Source organism: Pseudomonas sp. GL-B-26 (genome assembly GCF_019947405.1).
In the GTDB taxonomy this organism is placed as follows: Bacteria; Pseudomonadota; Gammaproteobacteria; order Pseudomonadales; family Pseudomonadaceae; genus Aquipseudomonas.
Window position 1 is genome coordinate 14,487 of the sequence record NZ_JAGYGJ010000052.1, and the last position, 19,079, is coordinate 33,565.

Here is a 19,079-nt window from a genome sequence, read left to right on the forward strand (position 1 = left end):
ATGCGGCTGATGCCGAGTGGTCGAAAGCTCGTCATCGGGATTCCTTTCCTGTGGCTGTTCCTGTTCTTCATGCTGCCGTTCTTCCTGGTGATGAAGATCAGCTTCTCGGAAGCGGCCCTGGCCATTCCTCCTTACTCAGAGATCTACACCTTCGCCGAGCAGAAATTTCAGCTGCTGCTGAACCTCGGCAACTACTCGCTGCTGACTCAGGATGAGTTGTACATCTCGGCCTACTTCGGCTCGTTGAAGGTCGCGTTTTTAAGCACGCTGATGTGCCTGGTGATCGGTTTCCCGATGGCCTACGCGATCACCAAGGCGAGCAAGGAAACGCAGAACGTTCTGCTGTTGCTGATCATGATGCCGACCTGGACCGCGATCCTGATCCGCGTTTACGCGTGGATGGGCATCCTCAGCAACAACGGCTTGCTCAATGCGTTCCTGATGTGGACCGGGCTGACCGATCACCCGATCGAGATCCTCAACACCAACACCGCCGTCTATATCGGCGTGGTGTATGCGTATCTGCCATTCATGGTGTTGCCGCTGTACGCCAACCTGGTCAAGCACGATCAAAGCCTGCTGGAAGCCGCTTCGGACCTGGGTTCGAGCAACTTCAACAACTTCTGGAAAATCACCGTGCCGCTGGCCAAGAACGGAATTATCGCCGGCTGCATGCTGGTGTTCATTCCGGTGGTCGGTGAGTTCGTGATTCCAGAGCTGTTAGGCGGCCCGGAGACCCTGATGATCGGTCGCGTGCTGTGGCAAGAGTTCTTCAATAACCGCGACTGGCCGGTGGCGTCTGCCTTGGCGGTGGTGATGCTGTTGATCCTGATTGTGCCGATTCTGCTGTTCAACCGCAGCCAGGCCAAAGAGATGGAGGCACGGGGATGAAACGCTTCGGATTTTCAAAGTTCATGCTGATTTTTGGCTTGTCGTTTATCTACCTGCCGATGTTGATTCTGGTGATCTACTCGTTCAACGCCTCGAAACTGGTAACCGTATGGGGCGGCTGGTCGTTCAAGTGGTACGCCGGCCTGCTCGATAACTCGCAACTGATGGGCTCGGTGGTGCGCTCGCTGGAAATCGCCTGCTACACCGCGATTGCCGCGGTGGCGCTGGGGACGTTGGCGGCGTTTGTGCTGACTCGCGTCACGCGCTTCAAGGGCCGCACGCTGTTCGGTGGCTTGGTGACGGCGCCGTTGGTGATGCCGGAAGTGATCACCGGTCTGTCGCTGTTGCTGCTGTTCGTGGCCATGGCGCAGTTGATTGGCTGGCCGCAGGAACGCGGCATCATCACCATCTGGATCGCCCACACCACGTTCTGTGCGGCGTATGTGGCGGTGGTGGTTTCGGCGCGTTTGCGTGAGCTGGACCTGTCCATCGAAGAAGCGGCCATGGACCTCGGGGCGAAGCCGTTCAAGGTGTTTTTCCTGATCACCATTCCGATGATCGCGCCGTCACTGGCGGCCGGCGGCATGATGTCGTTTGCCCTGTCGCTGGATGACCTGGTGCTGGCGAGTTTCGTGTCCGGCCCGGGTTCGACGACCCTGCCGATGGAAGTGTTCTCGGCGGTGCGTCTGGGCGTGAAGCCTGAGATCAACGCCGTGGCCAGCCTGATTCTGCTCGCCGTATCGATCGTGACCTTCATGGTCTGGTTCTTCAGCCGTCGCGCCGAAGCGACCCGTAAACGCGCGATCCAGGAAGCCATGGACCAGACCGCCAGCGAATCCTGGCAGCAACCTAAAAAGCAAATGGTAGAAGCGACGGCCTAGTGCCGTCGCCGATGAAGTAAGTGAACTTCATCCTGTGGCGAGCGAGCTTGCTCGCGCTGGGTTGCGAAGCGACCCCAAGAATTCTGGTAACCCTGCCAATTTTGTGAGTGCTGCGCACTCAAGCGGGAGCAAGCTCCCTCGCCACAGGGTTTGGGTTCACTGCAGTGGTTTTGTGTTCGCTGCACAGGTTTTGTGTTCACTGCATTTTTGCTGTGTGATTTTGAATAAAAAGAGAAATGGAGTTGTACCGATGAAAATGTTTGGCAGGACTCTGCTGACACTGTCCTTATTGGGCGCGATGGCCACCGGCGCCCAGGCCAATGACAAGGTACTGCGCGTCTACAACTGGTCGGATTACATCGCCCCGGACACCGTCAAAAAGTTCGAAGACGAGACCGGCATTCGCGTGACCTACGATGTGTTCGACAGCAACGAAACCCTTGAGGCACGCCTGCTGGCAGGCAAATCCGGCTACGACATCGTCGTGCCGTCCAACAGTTTCCTGGCCAAGCAGATCAAGGCGGGCGTCTATCAGGAACTGGACAAGTCGAAGCTGCCGAACTGGAAGAACCTCAACCCGGTCCTGCTGAAAAATGCTGCCGCCAGCGACCCGGATAACGGTCATGCCTTCCCGTACATGTGGGGCTCCATCGGCATCGGCTTCAACCCGGAGAAGGTCAAGGAAGTGCTCGGCAGCAATGCGCCGACCAACTCCTGGGACCTGCTGTTCAAACCGGAAAACGCCGCCAAGCTGAAAGCCTGCGGCATCAGTTTCCTTGATTCACCGACCGAGATGCTCCCGGCCGCCCTGCACTATCTGGGTTACCCGGTGAACTCCCAGGACAAGGGTCAGATCGCTGAGGCTGAAGCGCTGTTCATGAAGATTCGTCCTTCGGTGGCGTACTTCCATTCGTCGAAATACATCTCTGACCTGGCCAACGGCAACATCTGCGTGGCGGTCGGTTACTCCGGCGACGTGCTGCAAGCCAAGGCGCGCGCCCAGGAAGCGGGCGATAAGGTGAAGGTCGATTACAGTATTCCCAAGGAAGGCGCCGGCAGCTTCTACGACATGGTCGCGATCCCTCGGGATGCGGCGAACGTGGAGAACGCCTACCTGTTCATGAACTTCCTGATGCGCCCGGACATCATCGCCGAGATCACCAACAACATCGGCTACAGCAACGCCAACGCGGCGGCCACGCCTTTGGTGGATGAAGCGATTCGGGATGATCCGGGGTCGTATCCGTCGCAGGCTGTGATGGCGACGTTGTATGCGATTCCAGATATGCCGATTGGCGTTCAGCGGGTGATGACTCGCGGGTGGACGCGGGTGAAGCTGGGCAAGTAACCACGAAAATCCGCGTGGACACCCTGAATTCTGATTTCCGTTCACGCAGCGCCTTACCACCGCTGCACTCCTATCTGTAGAACGGCCTCACCTGGCTTCCTCGGTTAAGGTGAATTTTGGCGCCCTCCTCGGGCGCTTTTTTTATGATGGAAGGAGAGGCCACTCGGCCAGCGCTCGGTAGCGGCCCTTATGGGATTCGAACAGGGTGAAGTGATCGGCCCGCAGATAGAACTCGGGCGGCGTCGCGGACTCGGGCACCGGCACTCGGTAATCGCGCATCAGCGTCAGGTGCGGTCGAAACTCCTTCGGCGAATCCTCAAAGCCGAACGGCAGCATGGCCTGCTCAAGCGCATACACCAGCCGCAGCAACTCCGGTGATGCCTGCTCCGGAGCGAGCACCAACACCCCTGCCCTGCGCCAGACATCCAGCCGATCAAGCGCCACCCTCAAAGGCACACCCGGCGTTCGAACATTGGCAGCGGCCGTGCAGATATCGGCGATTTTTGCCACCTCGACAGCGCCCAAAAACATCAACGTCAGATGAAAGTTTTCCACCGGCACCGGGCGTCCGCTCCTGAGCTCAAGTGCGCTGCGCCATTGGGCAATGGCCCGACGTTGCTCGGGTGCGCAGGTCAGGGCAAAAAACAGTCGTTTTAACGGCTCATGGGATTCGTCGCTCATATCTGGCACCTCCTGACATCCAAGTTATAGTTCATGCAAACGATTCAACTGGAGGGGGCCATGCGCGAGATCATCAGCAAGGAACCATGGTGGGCCGTACCACCGAAACCCGGTCAGGATGAGTACGAGCTGGAATGGGGCTGGCTGGTTCATTACAACGAAGGTGAGCCGCGCTTCGAGTTCATCAAAGAGCGGCCGACGGACAGTGAAATCCGTAATCGCAAGAGTTGCAGGATCACCCCGACACCGGAGTGATCCTGCCGATGGTTTTTCACGCTTTTACGATCATTTCGAACCCGCCAAAGATCAGCCTCTGGCCATCGAATGGCATCGGGTTGACGTCCGGTTGCATGCGCGGATCGTTCATGAGTTTTTCCATGCCTGCATCGCGGGTGGGCTTGTCGGGCCAGATGATCCAGGAAAACACCACGGTTTCGTCTTCCTTGAGTTTGACTGCCATTGGAAACGAGGTCACTTTGCCATCAGGGACGTCGTCGCCCCAGCATTCGGCGACGCTGAGGGCGCCGCTTTCCTTGAAAATGACAGCGGCGGTTTCGGCGTGCTTCTTGAATTTTTCGCGATTGGCAGTGGGTACGGCAGCGATAAAGCCATCAACGTAGGACATGGTCGTTCTCCTTGGGTTATGGGGTGATCTGCTGGTTAGTCGAATCCGTCGGCCCCCAATCGACAGATCCGCTGCCCGAACTGACCGACGGTACTTCGGCGCTTCCCGCCAGATTGCCCTCGATCTGCGCCGCCATGTAGAACGTACCGGCCATCACGCCGGTGGTCGGGTTTTGCACCAGCTTCAGCCAGGCCTTGTCGAACGTGTTGCCCAGACTGCTGCGAATCAGTGCCTCGCTGTCAGGCCGGTCATTGGCCTGGATAATCGCGCGAATCCCCGCCACGCCCACGGTAATCAGTCCTCCGGCCAGTTTCCCTGCCGCCGCAGCCACCGCACTGGCCGCCCCTCGCGGGGCCATTTCGGCTTCCATCCGCTTGCTGGCGCGCTTGGCCACCGGTGCCATGGCGGTGTCTGTCGAACCCACCCCCTTGTCACCGCCGGCCTTGTGGATCTTCTCGATCAGGGCCGCGTAGGCCGGCAAGGTGTTCAGCGGCTGCGTATGCACCACTTGATACAGCGAGGCGTCCCGCGCTGGTGGAGGCCCGAGGGCGATGGCGGGGATTTTCTGGATTCGGCCATTGAGCTGAGCCATCGGCACGCCGTGGCGCTGGGAGATTTTCTGCAGTTCTTCCTGAAGAATGTCCACGTAGAACGCCGTCGCCTGGCCAAGAATCGCGTCGGGATCGATCTCCACCGCGACCGGCGCCAGCACACGCTCTTGGTATTGCTCCAACAGATAGGCCGCCAGGCGCTTGGCCGAGGCATCCTGCTCGCCTTTGGCGCTGATGGTGTACCAGCTGACCTTCATCGATAGCCATTCCTGGGTCCAGTAACTGCTGAACCAGGGAATGAAGTTCTCTTCGGTCAGTTCATAGACCCGCGTTCGCCAGTAATCCATGGCACCGCGCGCGTAGATTTTGGTCTGCTCGGTGGCCGAATGCGACGCCGCGACAATCTCCTGGTCGACCATCTGCCAGGTACTTTGGGAAATAATCACCGGCACCACTTCCACCGGCGCAGGCGCAGTCGTGACGCATCCCGCCAGTACCACCAACACGGCGATGATCAGCGAACGCACGTTCAAGATCGCGGTTCTCTCAGGTTGAAATCAGAACGAGGGCTATATGCCTGAGTATAGGTGGCTGCCCACCCAGAGGCCGGAACAGTCAGCGATGATCCCACCATCACTTATGTCGATATTCACCATCGCCGCGAATGCCTTCCGCTCAAAAACCGTCAGCGTAGGATCGAGCCTAACCCAACGCAAAACCCCGCATCGGAGGGGCGAATCATGATTATCCATCTCCTCACCTGCCTGGCCCTGACGGCCCTCACACTGAGCGTTTTTTCCTGGTACGTCCTGTCCGAGGAGTACACGTCATGATTCACTCCGTGACCCTGGCCGTAAGCTTTGCGGTGTTCGGCAACAACTACTATTCCCAGTCATTCGTTTCGCGCAAAACGTTCGAACTGGTATTCGACAAAAACTTCGAGGCGTTGTTGATGCCGTCCGCCGCCAATCACTTCAACAATGAAGTAATCGGGCTCAATGATCAGTTCCGGTTCCTGAGCGATGTGCTGGAGGAGCACCTGCTGGCAACTGAGCTCGCCGCTACCGCCCGCCGGAATCAATACTTCTGAGCAACTGCCCCAGGCCCTCGGCAAAACACGTCGGTGAGTTCAAGGAAAAACGCTCAAGCAGGCGACTGTTGTCGGCGCGCGAATGTTTGATGTCACCGGAACGCGGTGCGTCGTGGTTCAACGTCACGGGCCGTCCCAGGAGTTCGCTTAATGTCGCCACGAGTTCGTTAACGCTGGTGGATCGGTTAAACCCGACATTGACCGGTTCAATAATCGGCTCTGACTCACCGACCGCCTGTACCAGGACCTTTACGAGGTCATTGACGTAAACAAAGTCCCTTGTTTGCTCCCCATCACCGTAAACCGTGATGGGGAGTTTTTTTTGCGCCCTCTCGCTGAAAATGCTGATGACTCCGGAGTAAGGCGATGAAGGGTCCTGACGAGGTCCGTAAATATTGAAAAACCGCAAAATGACCGGTTCAAGACCATGCTGGCGGCGATAGAAATCGAGGAAGTGTTCGCTGGCCAGTTTGTCGGCGGCATACGGCGTCAGCGGATTCTTGGGCGTGTCCTCGGTAATCGCCATGCCCTCGCCATTGTTGCCATAGATCGCCGCACTGGACGCGTAAACCACTCGTCTTACGCCTGCCTGGCGCATGGCTTCGCAGATATTCAGCGTACCGACGAAATTGCTTTGGTGAGTCGCGACCGGGTCATCGACCGACGCCTGCACCGAGGCCACCGCCGCCAGATGCACCACCGCGCAGCAGTCTTTCATCGCCCGCTCTACCGTCGGCGCGTCGGCGACATCCCCCACCACCAGGGTCAAATGACAGCGATCAATCGGCAAATTCGACAATTTGCCACTGGAAAGATCGTCCAGAACCCGAACGCTATAACCACTTTCAAGCAGTGCTTCGACCAGGTGCGAACCGATGAAACCGGCACCGCCCGTCACAAGAATTCGATCAGCAGTCATGATTTATTTACTCCCCGGTGCAGTGGTGGGTGTTCGATCCATTGCAATGAAGTCGCTTATTTGTTCGATGAATTCACGGCTGTTACTGAGCATTTGTTGCCAGTCGGTGGGAAAGCGCACATTCAACGGCAGTTGATCGATTCTCCAGCGCGGCGACAGAGGACGATCAAACCGGGCGGCGACCTGCAAGCCCATTTCGCTGGCAGCGAATGGCCCGCGCAACACCGTCGGCGTGCGACCGGCGCTGTCGACGGCCTGGACAACATGGGCCGCCAACCACTCGCCATCGGGCATGCGCACGCGCAGCGGCTGGCCAATCGCGGCGTAGCTGATGTTCAGCGGTTCCAGATAAATCCACAGCAGAGGCTCTTCCAGCCGCTCAAGGCGCATCAACAACGTACCCGCACCGACGTTTTCGCCGGGCGTGACCAACACCTCCGCCACTCGACCGCTCTGCGTAGCCTTGACCGACAACGCGGCGAGGCGCGTTTTCAACCACTGTTGCTCGGCGGTCTGTTGAATAATCTCGCGTTCAACGCTCAACGGCGACTGACGAGCCAGTTGTTCGCGGCGCTCGAACGCCAACAGGTCGGCTTTAAAAGCGTCAAGTTCGGACTGGGCTGCCAGCACTTCTCCACGAGACACGGCGCCTGATTCAACGAGGTCTTCAAGCACCTGCACGCGCTCCTCCGTTCTGCCCACTCGGGTCCTGAGCAACTGACGCTCCCTCGTGTCCAGTTTGGTGTTGGTGACGGGCACCGATTTCTTCGGCATCGCGGCGAGCTGCGAGAGCCGCGCACGCCATTCGGGATTGTCGAGACTGACCAACGGCTGATCGATCTGGACCTGCTCCCCGGCCATGACGAACAGCTGATCGACCCGACCAGCATCCCGCGCGCGCACCTCAAGAATCGGCAGGCGCAATTGAGCCGGTGCGTCGATCATCAAGATGCCGTAAGTCAGCCGCCCTCCAAGCCAGATCAAGGGACTCGCGACCAGGAACAGGATCAAATACCAACGCATGCGAAACGCCATGCGTTTGCCCGGCGCATAGAGAACACTCAAACCCTGTTCCTGGGTCGGGCTCAGTTCTTTGCGACTATCGAATCGAATCTTCATGACGGCTCACCGTTTTGGAAAGTCTCGCCAGGCTTGCCAGTCAATGCCGGCAATTCCCCGTGGTTGCAGCTGTTCGCGCCAGACACTGGTCTGGTGCTGCAACTGCTCAGTCGACGCGCCGGCCCAGGATTCTGTGGCATCCAGTTGCGGCTCCGTGCTTTGCGCCAGGCGGAACTGCAGATCGGGCCAACGTTGGGCGATCTGCTCTGCCATTCGTGCGCTGTTTTTCGGGTTACGGGTGTAGATCATCAGGCTGACCTGACGCACGCCCGCTTCGGGAAGCGCGCACGGCAGACAGGTTTTCCCGGGTTTTGCCTCAGCAAACCAACGATGATGGCTGGAGATTTCTACCGGCCATGGGCTGGCGGCTGAGGCTGCGCGCAAGGTGTCGAGCAAGTCCTTCAAACGCTGATCCGGGACCGGTACGCCCAGTTGTTCGAGTTCCAGGTCCAGGTGCAGGCTGGTGAATGAAAGCCCCTTGAGCTTCGCCAGCAAGTCGGTGAGCTGATGGCGTTCCTGCGGCTCGATCCAGGCCGGATCGCCGAGCAACAGGCTGACTTTCACCCCCTTGCCGGCCGCGGCCTGCAGCAATTGCTCCAGCCGTTGGCGTGTCGTTGCAAGGTCTTTCAACTGGGAGGACTTGAGGCCAAGGTAGATCTTGTCCATCCCGGCTTTACGCAACTGCTCGAGCTCCGCCTTACGTTGATCGGGATCGAGCAACGCTTCGCTGTCCCAGACATAACTGGCCTGGGACCATTGGCTCGACGGCGCCCCCACCGCCTGAGCGAGTATTGGTTGTACGGCCAGTATCGTGGGGGGCAACGACAGCGTCAGCAGCAGAAGTATCGATCGCATAATCAAAACCTCGTGGCTCGTTTAAGCACCCACCACGGCGCCATCGAGCTTTCTTCGTGGCCCCGGCGAAAGATCTCGTTGAGCATGGCCACTGCGCTCCAGCACCGCAGGAGTAGCATGAACAGCGGAAAGAAAGGCACCAACAACCCCAGGACCACGTCCTTTGCAGGTCGGTCGGACACCATCAACAACATGGCGCCGAACAACATGGCGGTGATCGTCAGGTACAGCGCATAAATCAGTACAAACAGAAACAACAGCGTCTTGCCCGGCAGAACAAATAACGCCAGCAAGGTGTAGCTGAAGATGAGGAACGGCAGCACCAGCTGAAAAAAGAAGCCGCTGAGCAGGATCATCAGAAAGGTCGGCCAGCCCAACAAGTTGGGGTTGATGTTCTGGTTGTGCTTTCTGATGTACAGAAAAAACAGGTCGCCATCCCAGCGCAAGCGCTGCATCAGAAACTGACTGAGCGTCGACGGTGCATCGGTGTGTCCAATCGCTTCCGGTTCGAAGGGAATCCTCAAGTCGTGTCGCTTGAAGTAACTCTTGATGCGCAACGTCAGGTCCAGATCCTCCGCAGTGTGCGTGTTCCAGCCACCGATTTTCACCAGAAAGCTGCGGCGGAATGCCCCGAAGGCCCCCGAGACGTTATTGACCAGGTTCCATTCGGCCAAACCGATTTTCGACATGTGGATGGACAACAGGTATTCGAGCGCCTGCATCGCGGTCACCCAGGAAGCCCAGACATTGCGCACTCGCAGGCTACCGGCGACCGCAGGCACCGACGGGTCCTCGAAATGGCGCACGATGGAGCTGACCATGTTGTTGTCGAAGGACGTATCACCGTCGAGCGCCATCACGATTTCACCGCTGGCAAGCGACAGGCCGGCGTTCAGTGACGACACCCGCCCGCCCCTCTGCCATTTGGCGATCGGGCGCAAATGACGCCTGGGGTACAACTGCGGATCCACGTTGAAACTGCGAACGGCGCTGAGCGTCGGCTGGTTCACCGTGGCCCCGTCCACCACCGGAATCATCTCGATGTGGCCGGGGTACGTTTGCTCGCACAGGCTTAACAGCGTGGTCTGAACGTCCATCCCTTCGCTGTAGCAGGTAATGATGCAAGAGACCTTGGGCCGATAGAGACTGATCCTCGGTATACGGGTGCGCCGACGTGCGAACCAGCGCAAAACACCCAGCATCACCATGATCATCAGGGGCAATTCAAAGATCAGAAACAAAGGGAAAAGCATGAAAAACACCCGGCTCAAACCATCCGGCCCCATCAGCGAGCTGAGTGCGCTGAGGAGTTGCTCCAGGAAAGGGCTCATGGCGGTCACGCCAACTCACTGGCCAGACGGGCCAGTAGTAGTTCGCCATCTTCCTGTTCGAGCAGATCCTGGGGCGCCGTGATGCTGACGACACGCAAGGAAATGTCACTGACTTCCGGTGCTGAAAACAACTCGGCGACCCGGGTCAAGCGTTGTTTGACGGTTTCCAGGCCGTTGCCATCGGTATGGGGAAGCATGATCCAGAAATACTCTTCGGTACTTCGAGAGCAGCGGTCTGTATCCCTGACGGTTTCCTTCAATCGATCAGCCACGCTATCGATGAAGGCATGGCCGTGGTGTTCACCGAGGCGAGTCAACGTACCGGCCAGGTTGACGAAGCGCAGACCGAGCAGTGAGAAGGCAGGCGACTGGTAACGGCGTACGACCTGCATCTGCCAGGTCAGCAGGTCATAGAAATCCTTGCCGCCTAACAGATTGAGTCGACCGAAGTGATGGACCGTTTGATCGCTGAACTCCTGACGGCAGCGGAAACGGCCGGCCTCGGCCAGGCGAAAATCTCTGACTTCGCGTACTCGCAACTTGTCAGGCCTGTGTGACAGGCCGCAATCCAGGCAGCGCGCCTGCACTTCGGCGTCGACAAAAAACGCCTGACATGACCGACAGCGATAGTTCTCCATCGGGCGGTCGTAATCAGTGCCGATATGGCGCAACCGGTTCAAGCAGTTGGGGCACAACAACACCCCGTCCTTGAGAAAGGATTCCTGTGGCCCCACATGCCCACAGGTAAAACAGTGCAATGAAGGCTGTCGTGAAATGTCCAGGGCCTGACATTCGGCACACACATCAATGTAATTGAGCCGGCCCGAGCCACACTCCGAACACAAGCGAACGCGATCGACCAGAACCCCCTCCTCCAGCCAGTCCTGCTGCACCATCAAACTGAGCCAGACAAACGAGTTGACCTGCTCGTTATCAGCCAGGGCGTCCAGCAACGGATAGCGATAATGCTGAGGCACCTCCGGGTCTCGAAGGGCATAGATGTGGGCCTTGTCGCGCAACCACAACCATGAAAGCACCCGACTTTCAAAACGCTCGGGGGCAGAACCCTGTTTGAACAACCTGTAACGTTCTCGCCACACCCCCCAGAGGCTTCTTGTTTCACTGGAATCGACAGGGCACGCGCCATCACCCAAGGCTTCACACCAGCCGTTCTGATCACGGCAGCAGTAAATGAGGCTGTAGCGATAAGGGGGAATGGCGCGCAACTTTCGAAGCACCCGCCCGGCATAAACCGCTGGCAGGTCCAGCAGCAGGACATCAAAGGCGGGTGCAGCCAACAAGCTGCCCAGATCGGCGAAGTGCTCAAGCTCCGGAAGATTCAAGCTTGGAACTCTATTACCCAGTATCGCAATCCGTGGAGTTGGAGTCGGCATGACGCACGGCCTCTGCAGACAGACAAGTACGGTTAAAAGGAGTTAGAAACACTAGCACCGCATCAGAAAAACGTCAGCATTATTATGAAGTTATTTTTTGATATATAGGCCGCCAATATATCGTCATTAATTTTAATTGGATCTCGCCTTACTCATCGAGTTTCGACGCGATGAAGCGCCTTATCACCAGAAAAAATAAATACTTATATTTCATAACGTTATACATACTAAGTAACTCAATCGTTACAACTATACTCACTACTAGTTAATGGCCACCATTGATAGCGTTGCGCCATTTAACGGCATCAGCAGTTAATTCCCATTTGCGACAAAGGCTTTAGCTACCGCCTGAACACTAATAAGTTCAAAGTATTTTTATACCAAAATTACTTACTTATAGAACCAGAACAGTCATGCAATAGTTACACGAGTGAAACATCATTGTTTCAATAATGAACATTAGATCAAATCTGACAATTTTTTACTCAGCACAAACCTCTCGAAGGCAACCACGCAACCAGCGATGCACAGGGTCGGCATCCAGCCGCGGATGCCAGAGCATGGCGACAGTGAACGCCGGCAGAGACAAAGGGAGCACAAAGCTGTGCATGCCGGCGCGCAGGTTGGCGGTGTGCCGTTCGGGAACGCTGGCGATGAAGTCAGTCGCTCGGGCGAGCGCCAGCGCAGTGGAGAAGCCTGCAACGATGGTTGCTATGTACCGCTCCAGTTGCAGGAGCTCAAGGGCTTCATCAATGGGTCCCTTGTCGAGCCCCCGCCGAGAGACGCTGATGTGGTTGCCTGCCGCATAACGCGCGGGGGTCATCTCGCCTTCGCTCAGCGGATGCCCCATTCGCACGACGCCAATGAAACGGTCCCGAAACAAGCCCTGTGTACGCAACTCCGGCCCAGTGGCCTTCCCCACCACACCCGTTTCCAGATCGACCGTCCCGTCGCGCAGTGACGTGCTGTCTTTGTCGGGCTTGTGCATGAAACGCAGCCGCACGCCAGGGGCCTGCTCGGCGATGCGGGCAATCAGGTCTGCGCCAAAATTCTCGACAAAGCCTTCACTGGTGCGCAGCGTGAACGTGCGGCTCAGCTGGCTGAGATCGGGTTGCTCGGCAGGCCGAAGCACCGCTTCGGCGTCCTGCACCAGTTGACTGACCCGCTCGCGCAGTTCGAGCGCTCGCGGGGTGGGCACCAGACCGCGTCCGGCCCTGACCAACAGCGGATCGCCGGTGGTTTCACGCAATCGCGCCAGTGCCCGGCTCATCGCCGACGGGCTCAGGCGCAGGCGTTTGGCGGCGCGCGCCACGCTGCCTTCGGCGAGCAGCACATCAAGGGTGATCAGCAAATTGAAATCGGGAGTGGACATGCGGCGCCCCGTGGCAGAGTGATATGGCGTTAAACGCACGTATCAAGTGCAAACGGTGCGCCTTCCGCCATGTTAGGCCGGAGCGTAACTTTCTGATAGCTCCGCTTCGGGAGTGGCCAGAAAAGAGGAACAGATGAAATCAATCAGTGCAGTCGCAGAGCGTGCACAACAGACACCAACAGTTCGGTGGGCGCTGGCCAGTCTTTCACTGTCGATGCTGCTGTCCTCGCTCGGCACCAGCATCGCCAATGTGGGTTTGCCGACCTTGGCCCAGGTGTTCAATGCCTCCTTCCAGCACGTGCAGTGGATCGTCCTCGCCTACCTTCTGGCAATTACCACCCTGATTGTCAGTGTCGGGCGGCTCGGTGATATCACTGGGCGTCGGCGGCTGCTCTTGACCGGCATCGGCGTGTTCACCCTGGCGTCGGCCCTGTGCGGTTTGGCGCCCACGCTCTGGCTGCTGATTGGCGCCCGGGCGCTGCAGGGAATCGGTGCGGCAATCATGATGGCGCTGACCATGGCCTTTGTCGGCGAGACGGTGACGAAGGCAAAAACCGGCAGCGCCATGGGCTTGCTCGGGACGATGTCGGCGATTGGCACCGCGATGGGGCCGTCGCTCGGTGGCCTGCTGATTGGCGGATTTGGCTGGCAGGCGATCTTCCTCATCACCGTACCGCTGGGCTTGCTGACGTTAGTGCTCGCGTATCGCTACTTGCCCGCCGATCGCCAGAAGCCCAAGACCGATCGCGCCGGTTTCGACCCGCTGGGCACGCTGCTGCTGGCGTTGACGCTCGCCGCTTATGCGCTGGCGATGACCCTTGGACGAGGCAGTTTCGGTCCGTTCAACATCGCCTTGCTGTTGGCGGCGGGCGGCGGCGCTTGCCTCTTTGTATTCACCGAGGTTCGAGTCACCTCACCGTTGATTCGATTGGCGATATTCCGTGATCCCGTGCTCAGTGGCAGCCTCGCCATGAGCCTGCTCGTCGCGACCGTGATGATGGCGACGCTCGTGGTCGGGCCCTTCTATCTCGCGCATGGGCTGGGGCTCGATGCCGTTCTGGTTGGACTGGTCTTGTCGGTCGGGCCGTTTGTCGCGGCACTGACGGGTGTGCCCGCCGGCCGTATTGCCGACCGCTTTGGCGCCCCACGCATGACCCTCGCCGGGCTCATCGCCATGGCGACCGGGTGCCTCACGTTATCGGTATTGCCGGAGGCGTTTGGCATCGGCGGCTACCTCTTGCCGATGGTCGTGATAACCATCGGTTATGCCCTGTTCCAGACAGCCAACAACACGGCGGTCATGGCGGATGTTCAGCCGGACCAGCGAGGCGTCATCTCCGGCATGCTCAACCTGTCGCGCAATCTGGGGCTCATCACGGGGGCGTCCGCCTTGGGCGCGGTGTTCGCGCTCGCATCGGCCTCGGTCGACATTGCAACGGCGCGACCCGAAGCGGTTGCCAGCGGTCTGCGGATCACCTTTGCCGTGGCGCTGGTGCTGATCGCTGTCGCACTGGCCATCGCGTTGGGAAGCCGCGCGTTGGCAGTGCGTCGTGACCGCCGGTAACCCGATACCTCATTTACTTTTCCAGCACGACCAGTGGTGTGTCTTTTTTCACAATGTACGTCGCCAGCTCAGACGCTTTGTTCGCGCCAACGTTCTTCGCGACGTGCGCAGTGCCTGCGGGGATGTACAAGGAATCGCCAGCCTTGAGCGTTATAGGAGGCTGACCCTCGAGTTGATATTCAAACGTGCCCTCAATCACGTGGGCCACTTCCACCCCAGGATGAGAATGCTTGGGTGATACCACACCCGGCTCAAAATCAACGAGAACCTGGATCACTTCACGCCCGGCGACATCGAGGTCCTGGCGCAGCAGATCGGTGCGGTGAAGACCCGCCTGCCAGCTTTTTGCTGGAGGCGTCTCTTGTGCTTGAGAGAGGCTCGCGAAGGCCGTAAGTGCTGCGGCAACGGCGACGCCGAGCATGCCAGCAGAGAGACGGTGGTTGAAACGGGACATGGCATTTCTCCAATCAGTGCGCGGAAATGCGCGCGGAGCTTGCCGCGGATGCGGTGGCTCTATTTGGAGGCCGCCGTGTATCGCGCAAGTGTCGAGATGCCTTGGATTTGTATTCGGAGTTAGCTGAAGGCGCACCGGATACGTTCCGATACAAGCGGATCCCGCAGACACGAAAAAGCCCGCACAAGGCGGGCTTCGTAAATCGAGTAGGTGGCCGGCGCTGGTCTCCGGCTTACAAGGTTTATCAGGCTTCCCACAGAACAGTTTTGTGCTGTCCTGCTTCACACGGCATAAGGGCTGGATCTCAGCGCGGAGATCTTTCTAACCGTGTACCCTTCGGAACGCGCCCCACGTTTCCTCGCCATCCGCTTGCGCATCAGTCTGCGTCTTCACCTACACCTTCAAGAGTAGTACAAACTCCAAAGCACAAGGCGGGCTTTTTAGAACGATTTTGCCCTGTGGGGAGCGCGGCAGGATGGAAAAACACTAACACCCGTGACACGAGCTGATCAGTGTTTACTCATCAGGCCATGCAGAACGCCGAACCTCAGACCCGGCTCGGAAGGCGTCATTTGCGAGACACCAAATACCTTGAATGCCGCCAGCATGAGCACCAGACCGCCAGGCAAGATGCTCTGGCGATGGGTTTGCAAGCCCGCCAGGCCGAGCTGTTTGACATGCCCCACGTCAAGCAGGCGCAACGACAAACGCAACAGGCCGCTGTAGGTGATGCCGCTTTCGCCATCGTCGTTCAACCCGTTGGCCTTGAGGACTTTGGCCAGCATCCGTGCGGTGCCTGAAGAGCCAATCACCTGCTGCCAACCCAGCGCGCGATAACGACGCGCTACTTTTTCAAACTGAACAGTGGCTACACGCTCAGCCTCCAGAAGCGCCTGAGCCGTGATACAGCCCCCCTGAAAGTAGCGCGCGCCGAAGTTGCCGCTGCCTATGGCAATACTCTCGGTCATCAAGGGCTGAGCGCCCTGCCCCAAAATCAATTCAGTGGAGCCGCCACCGATATCCACGACCAGTCGCCTGTTTTCGGTACCGGGTATGGTATGGGCAACACCGGCGTACACCAGTCGGGCCTCTTCATGCCCAGAGATGACGTCAATCCGAAACCCCAGATGCCGCTCCGCGCTGGCTAAAAACAGTTGCGCATTGTCGGCTTCGCGCACGGCGCTGGTCGCCACCGCCCGCACACGACCGGCCTCGAAGCCGCGTAACTTTTTGCCAAATCGCGCGAGCGCTTGCCATCCCCGATCCAGAGCCAACTCGTCCAGCGCGCCGCCTTGAAACCCCTCCGCCAAACGGACAGGTTCACGCAAGGTTTTCACTTCCTGGATCACGAACCCCTGACGCCGTCTGACGGACTGGCCGATCATCATGCGAAACGCATTAGAACCAAGGTCAATGGCTGCAAATAGAGAGGCGTCTCCTTTCATGGGGGGATTCCTTGCAAGCTGAGCGCTCTAGGCGGTTTGCGAGGATCTTGCCATGGGGTCGATGACGCCAAGATGACACCCGCGGCCCTTTACGGATGAGCAGACACCCGGATCGCGGGTCATTTCTGTACCTGGCACTCCTTCCAGACCTTGCGCATCAGCTCCTTCAGCATCAACGCCTCGGCCCAGCGATCGGTAATTTCGCCTCCGTCAGCACCCGTAATGGCATACGGCGGCGGACCGAGTTCACAGGTGAAGGACAGACTCTTGGGTGTGTTCGGTCGGGCCAGCCAATCCTCGATCCCATAGCGCCACCAGCCGAGGAAACGCTCCAGCCAGGGTCGATGCTGGGCGAAGCTCAAAGGCACCTGGACCTGTTCGCCGTTGGCAACACGACCATGGAAACCCCAACTGTGACGCAGGAGGGTATGGATCTGCTCGTCGTCCTCGGCAGCGGCCGGCTCTGGCAATTCGCGGCCCACGACATAGTGGGACAAGTCGGCCAACAGTTTGAGATCGGGCATTTCAGCGAGGATGTCGAGGGTGAACAACAGGTCGCTGGTGAGGCGATAGCGGTGGGTTTCCAGCAGGATCGGAAAGTCCACCTGTTCCGCCAGACGCTGCCAGCCTTCGATCAGCTTGATCGCTTGCGCCAACGTGCGCGGCCGGACGTCAGCTTGCAGCGTGAGGTGGTGGCAGCCATAGCAGGAGGCGACATCGATCGCTGCCGCCAGATCATCCACCGTGCGAGGGAACAGCTGACCTTCGATTTGCAGGCCCTGCGCCCTGGCGGCGGCACTTAGGCGTGCTGCATGTGGCGCGACCCAGAAATGGTCGGTGATCCCATCGAAGCCGGCGGCGGCGATTTTCTCCAGCTGCGCTTCCAGCGGAAGGTCGCATTGGCCGTGCTGATCTTGCATGGCCCACAGGGACTGAAACACCAGAAATTCACGCATGTCAGCTCCTGAGCAGTTGTTTGAGAGGCACAGCGGCATCGGCCAGTGCGTCCACCGAGAGGTAGTTATGGTTGGCGATCAGCCGCTCGCACAACTTGATGTCCTTGGCGACGCTATTGCCCTGGCCCCAGCCGCAAGCACCTTGCAGACGTTGCTCGGCATCGAGGTAGAACAACAGAAAACCGCCCTCCGGGGTTGCCCGGCTCGCCGAGGGTTCGGCGTTCGAGATCACGCCCACAATCTGCAATCCCCAGTCGTATTGATCAGACCAAAAACCGGGAATGACCGCGAAAGGTTGCTCGCCGCCCAACAGATTCAGGGCAGCGTGATGGCCTTGGGTCTCGGCGTTGCGCCAGGTTTCCTGACGCTGGAAAACCCCTTGCGGGTGCAGCTGAAACTCACAGACATCGCCCGCCGCAAAGATGTCAGGCGCGCTGGTGCGCAACTGAGCATCGACACGGATGCCCTGGCCGACCTCGATCCCCGCCGCCACGGCCAATTCAATGTTGGGTTGCATGCCGATGCCCACTACCACCAGGTCGCAGGGCAGAAGCTCACCGTCGATCAGTTGCACCGCCTCGACGCAAGCGTTGCCTTGCACCGCCTCAATGACCACGTTCAAGCGGATTTCCACGCCCTGGCGGCGATGCAGTTCCAGCAGGACGCTGGACAGCTGCTCCGGCAACACCCGACCCGCCAGACGCGGTCCGGCTTCGAGCAAGGTGACGGAGCAACCCAAGGCACGGGCGGTTGCGGCGACTTCGAGGCCGATGAAGCCGCCGCCGATGATCACCAACCGAGCACCGGGCCGCAACGAAGCACGCAGCGCCAGCGCTTCGTCGTGTGTCCGCAGATAAAGCACGTTGCCCAGATGCTCGGGCACAGAGGCCAGGCGCCGCGAGCGCCCTCCCGTCGCGAGCAACAGACGCGCATAGGCCAGCCAGCTACCGTCGGCCAACTGCACACGATGCCGCTGCGGGTCCAGGCTTTTCACCGGATTGCCGGCCAGGTGTTCAATGTCCAGTTCGGCGAGTCGAGTGCTGTCGCACAAGCTGTAGCCCGCCAGATCTACCGTGCCCTGCAACAGTCCCTTGGACAGCGGCGGGCGTTCATACGGAGGGTGGGATTCATCGCCTATCAGAATCAGGCGACCGCTATAACCTTCAGCACGCAGGGTCAGCGCGGCGCGGCCACCCGCATGCCCGGCGCCGACGATGACCAGTGGAGCATTGGCAGAATTCATGGCACTGACTCCCTGCAATTAAACCGTAATGGCCAGCAGGACACGCCCCGCCTCGACCCGCACCTGATAGGTCTTGAGGTTGACGCACACCGGGGCGCCAAGGGCTTTGCCGGAGCGGTAGTCGAAACGCCCGTTGTGCTTGGGGCACTCGATGACATGCTCCATCACCAGGCCATCGGCCAGGTGAATGGATTCGTGGGTGCACAGGCCCGCGGTGGCGAAGAACTCGCTGTCGGCGGAGCGGTAGACGGCATAGGTGTGCTGGCCATGGTCGAAACGAATGACGTCTTCTTCATTAATCTCGCCCACGGCACATACATCGATCCATTGATCGGTCATGGCGTTTTCTCTTGTTAGGGG

The 19,079-nt window shown here is 58.9% G+C and carries 20 protein-coding genes; 6 read left to right on the top strand and 14 right to left on the bottom strand.

Going from position 1 to position 19,079, the window contains the following annotated elements:
- Window positions 1-9 precede the first annotated feature (9 nt).
- From KGB23_RS25550 to KGB23_RS25560, 3 genes are all read left to right on the top strand, one after another.
- Complete coding sequence (locus KGB23_RS25550; RefSeq protein ID WP_162247457.1) at window positions 10-891, top strand: ABC transporter permease subunit; 882 nt, start codon at window positions 10-12, stop codon at window positions 889-891.
- Complete coding sequence (locus KGB23_RS25555) at window positions 888-1,772, top strand: ABC transporter permease subunit (protein ID WP_150657396.1); 885 nt, start codon at window positions 888-890, stop codon at window positions 1,770-1,772. The genes KGB23_RS25550 and KGB23_RS25555 overlap by 4 nt, the downstream gene beginning before the upstream one ends.
- 250 nt (window positions 1,773-2,022) lie before the next feature.
- Window positions 2,023-3,120: a polyamine ABC transporter substrate-binding protein gene (locus tag KGB23_RS25560; RefSeq protein WP_223433046.1), complete on the top strand. Its 1,098-nt coding sequence runs from the start codon at window positions 2,023-2,025 to the stop codon at window positions 3,118-3,120.
- Between the two features lie 141 nt (window positions 3,121-3,261).
- Here KGB23_RS25560 and thpR read toward each other — a convergent pair whose 3' ends face one another.
- On the bottom strand, window positions 3,262-3,801 hold the full coding sequence (thpR, locus tag KGB23_RS25565) for an RNA 2',3'-cyclic phosphodiesterase (protein WP_223433047.1): 540 nt from the start codon (window positions 3,799-3,801) through the stop codon (window positions 3,262-3,264).
- Window positions 3,802-3,861: 60 nt separating this feature from the next.
- Here thpR and KGB23_RS25570 point away from each other — a divergent pair, with 60 nt between their 5' ends.
- Window positions 3,862-4,056 carry a hypothetical protein gene (locus tag KGB23_RS25570; protein ID WP_223433048.1) on the top strand — a complete coding sequence of 65 codons (195 nt, stop codon included), beginning with the start codon at window positions 3,862-3,864 and terminating at the stop codon, window positions 4,054-4,056.
- Between the two features lie 16 nt (window positions 4,057-4,072).
- On the opposite strand, the gene KGB23_RS25575 is transcribed toward KGB23_RS25570, so the two are convergent.
- A complete protein-coding gene (locus tag KGB23_RS25575; RefSeq protein WP_223433049.1) occupies window positions 4,073-4,426 on the bottom strand; it encodes a DUF1428 domain-containing protein in 354 nt (117 codons plus the stop codon).
- Between the two features lie 16 nt (window positions 4,427-4,442).
- The gene (locus tag KGB23_RS25580) at window positions 4,443-5,510 is read right to left on the bottom strand and encodes a hypothetical protein (RefSeq protein WP_223433050.1); all 1,068 of its coding nucleotides are present in this window, start codon (window positions 5,508-5,510) and stop codon (window positions 4,443-4,445) included.
- Window positions 5,511-5,806: 296 nt separating this feature from the next.
- Between KGB23_RS25580 and KGB23_RS25585 the strand changes: the two genes are divergently transcribed.
- Window positions 5,807-6,067, top strand: coding sequence for a hypothetical protein (locus tag KGB23_RS25585; RefSeq protein ID WP_046055896.1), 261 nt, complete (start codon window positions 5,807-5,809; stop codon window positions 6,065-6,067).
- On the opposite strand, the gene KGB23_RS25590 is transcribed toward KGB23_RS25585, so the two are convergent.
- The 6 genes from KGB23_RS25590 to KGB23_RS25615 all read right to left on the bottom strand — a co-directional run bounded on the left by KGB23_RS25590 (window position 6,039) and on the right by KGB23_RS25615 (window position 13,057).
- The gene (locus KGB23_RS25590) at window positions 6,039-6,986 is read right to left on the bottom strand and encodes an NAD-dependent epimerase/dehydratase family protein (protein ID WP_223433051.1); all 948 of its coding nucleotides are present in this window, start codon (window positions 6,984-6,986) and stop codon (window positions 6,039-6,041) included. The genes KGB23_RS25585 and KGB23_RS25590 overlap by 29 nt on opposite strands.
- Window positions 6,987-6,989: 3 nt before the next feature.
- Entirely contained in the window at window positions 6,990-8,105 is a 1,116-nt protein-coding gene (locus KGB23_RS25595; RefSeq protein WP_223433052.1) for an HlyD family secretion protein, read from the bottom strand.
- 6 nt (window positions 8,106-8,111) lie between these two features.
- Window positions 8,112-8,960 carry a hypothetical protein gene (locus KGB23_RS25600; protein ID WP_223433053.1) on the bottom strand — a complete coding sequence of 283 codons (849 nt, stop codon included), beginning with the start codon at window positions 8,958-8,960 and terminating at the stop codon, window positions 8,112-8,114.
- Between the two features lie 2 nt (window positions 8,961-8,962).
- Window positions 8,963-10,291 (bottom strand): glycosyltransferase family 2 protein, encoded by a 1,329-nt coding sequence (locus tag KGB23_RS25605; protein WP_223433054.1) that lies wholly within the window; start codon window positions 10,289-10,291, stop codon window positions 8,963-8,965.
- Window positions 10,292-10,296: 5 nt separating this feature from the next.
- Window positions 10,297-11,685: a diguanylate cyclase domain-containing protein gene (locus KGB23_RS25610; RefSeq protein ID WP_223433055.1), complete on the bottom strand. Its 1,389-nt coding sequence runs from the start codon at window positions 11,683-11,685 to the stop codon at window positions 10,297-10,299.
- Between the two features lie 481 nt (window positions 11,686-12,166).
- Window positions 12,167-13,057, bottom strand: a complete 891-nt coding sequence (locus tag KGB23_RS25615; RefSeq protein WP_223433056.1) for a LysR family transcriptional regulator — start codon at window positions 13,055-13,057, stop codon at window positions 12,167-12,169.
- 133 nt (window positions 13,058-13,190) lie between these two features.
- Here KGB23_RS25615 and KGB23_RS25620 point away from each other — a divergent pair, with 133 nt between their 5' ends.
- Entirely contained in the window at window positions 13,191-14,621 is a 1,431-nt protein-coding gene (locus tag KGB23_RS25620) for an MFS transporter (protein ID WP_223433057.1), read from the top strand.
- Between the two features lie 13 nt (window positions 14,622-14,634).
- On the opposite strand, the gene KGB23_RS25625 is transcribed toward KGB23_RS25620, so the two are convergent.
- From KGB23_RS25625 to KGB23_RS25645, 5 genes are all read right to left on the bottom strand, one after another.
- On the bottom strand, window positions 14,635-15,075 hold the full coding sequence (locus KGB23_RS25625; RefSeq protein ID WP_223433058.1) for a cupin domain-containing protein: 441 nt from the start codon (window positions 15,073-15,075) through the stop codon (window positions 14,635-14,637).
- A gap of 509 nt (window positions 15,076-15,584) precedes the next feature.
- Window positions 15,585-16,520: a Ppx/GppA family phosphatase gene (locus tag KGB23_RS25630; protein WP_223433059.1), complete on the bottom strand. Its 936-nt coding sequence runs from the start codon at window positions 16,518-16,520 to the stop codon at window positions 15,585-15,587.
- Window positions 16,521-16,639: 119 nt separating this feature from the next.
- Window positions 16,640-17,476 carry a sugar phosphate isomerase/epimerase family protein gene (locus KGB23_RS25635; protein ID WP_223433060.1) on the bottom strand — a complete coding sequence of 279 codons (837 nt, stop codon included), beginning with the start codon at window positions 17,474-17,476 and terminating at the stop codon, window positions 16,640-16,642.
- Between the two features lies 1 nt (window position 17,477).
- Window positions 17,478-18,719, bottom strand: a complete 1,242-nt coding sequence (locus KGB23_RS25640; RefSeq protein ID WP_223433061.1) for an NAD(P)/FAD-dependent oxidoreductase — start codon at window positions 18,717-18,719, stop codon at window positions 17,478-17,480.
- Between the two features lie 18 nt (window positions 18,720-18,737).
- Window positions 18,738-19,058, bottom strand: coding sequence for a MocE family 2Fe-2S type ferredoxin (locus tag KGB23_RS25645; RefSeq protein ID WP_008151778.1), 321 nt, complete (start codon window positions 19,056-19,058; stop codon window positions 18,738-18,740).
- Window positions 19,059-19,079 lie beyond the last annotated feature (21 nt).

Bases quoted from the DNA above. Each gene is read 5' to 3' on its own strand.
- thpR (WP_223433047.1), bottom strand. From the start codon at position 3,801: ATGAGCGACGAATCCCATGAGCCGTTAAAACGACTGTTTTTTGCCCTG.
- KGB23_RS25555 (WP_150657396.1), top strand. From the start codon at position 888: ATGAAACGCTTCGGATTTTCAAAGTTCATGCTGATTTTTGGCTTGTCG.
- KGB23_RS25560 (WP_223433046.1), top strand. From the start codon at position 2,023: ATGAAAATGTTTGGCAGGACTCTGCTGACACTGTCCTTATTGGGCGCG.
- KGB23_RS25600 (WP_223433053.1), bottom strand. From the start codon at position 8,960: ATGCGATCGATACTTCTGCTGCTGACGCTGTCGTTGCCCCCCACGATA.
- KGB23_RS25620 (WP_223433057.1), top strand. From the start codon at position 13,191: ATGAAATCAATCAGTGCAGTCGCAGAGCGTGCACAACAGACACCAACA.
- KGB23_RS25635 (WP_223433060.1), bottom strand. From the start codon at position 17,476: ATGCGTGAATTTCTGGTGTTTCAGTCCCTGTGGGCCATGCAAGATCAG.
- KGB23_RS25610 (WP_223433055.1), bottom strand. From the start codon at position 11,685: ATGCCGACTCCAACTCCACGGATTGCGATACTGGGTAATAGAGTTCCA.
- KGB23_RS25575 (WP_223433049.1), bottom strand. From the start codon at position 4,426: ATGTCCTACGTTGATGGCTTTATCGCTGCCGTACCCACTGCCAATCGC.
- KGB23_RS25640 (WP_223433061.1), bottom strand. From the start codon at position 18,719: ATGAATTCTGCCAATGCTCCACTGGTCATCGTCGGCGCCGGGCATGCG.
- KGB23_RS25570 (WP_223433048.1), top strand. From the start codon at position 3,862: ATGCGCGAGATCATCAGCAAGGAACCATGGTGGGCCGTACCACCGAAA.
- KGB23_RS25605 (WP_223433054.1), bottom strand. From the start codon at position 10,291: ATGAGCCCTTTCCTGGAGCAACTCCTCAGCGCACTCAGCTCGCTGATG.
- KGB23_RS25630 (WP_223433059.1), bottom strand. From the start codon at position 16,520: ATGAAAGGAGACGCCTCTCTATTTGCAGCCATTGACCTTGGTTCTAAT.
- KGB23_RS25550 (WP_162247457.1), top strand. From the start codon at position 10: ATGCCGAGTGGTCGAAAGCTCGTCATCGGGATTCCTTTCCTGTGGCTG.
- KGB23_RS25615 (WP_223433056.1), bottom strand. From the start codon at position 13,057: ATGTCCACTCCCGATTTCAATTTGCTGATCACCCTTGATGTGCTGCTC.
- KGB23_RS25585 (WP_046055896.1), top strand. From the start codon at position 5,807: ATGATTCACTCCGTGACCCTGGCCGTAAGCTTTGCGGTGTTCGGCAAC.
- KGB23_RS25595 (WP_223433052.1), bottom strand. From the start codon at position 8,105: ATGAAGATTCGATTCGATAGTCGCAAAGAACTGAGCCCGACCCAGGAA.
- KGB23_RS25590 (WP_223433051.1), bottom strand. From the start codon at position 6,986: ATGACTGCTGATCGAATTCTTGTGACGGGCGGTGCCGGTTTCATCGGT.
- KGB23_RS25625 (WP_223433058.1), bottom strand. From the start codon at position 15,075: ATGTCCCGTTTCAACCACCGTCTCTCTGCTGGCATGCTCGGCGTCGCC.
- KGB23_RS25645 (WP_008151778.1), bottom strand. From the start codon at position 19,058: ATGACCGATCAATGGATCGATGTATGTGCCGTGGGCGAGATTAATGAA.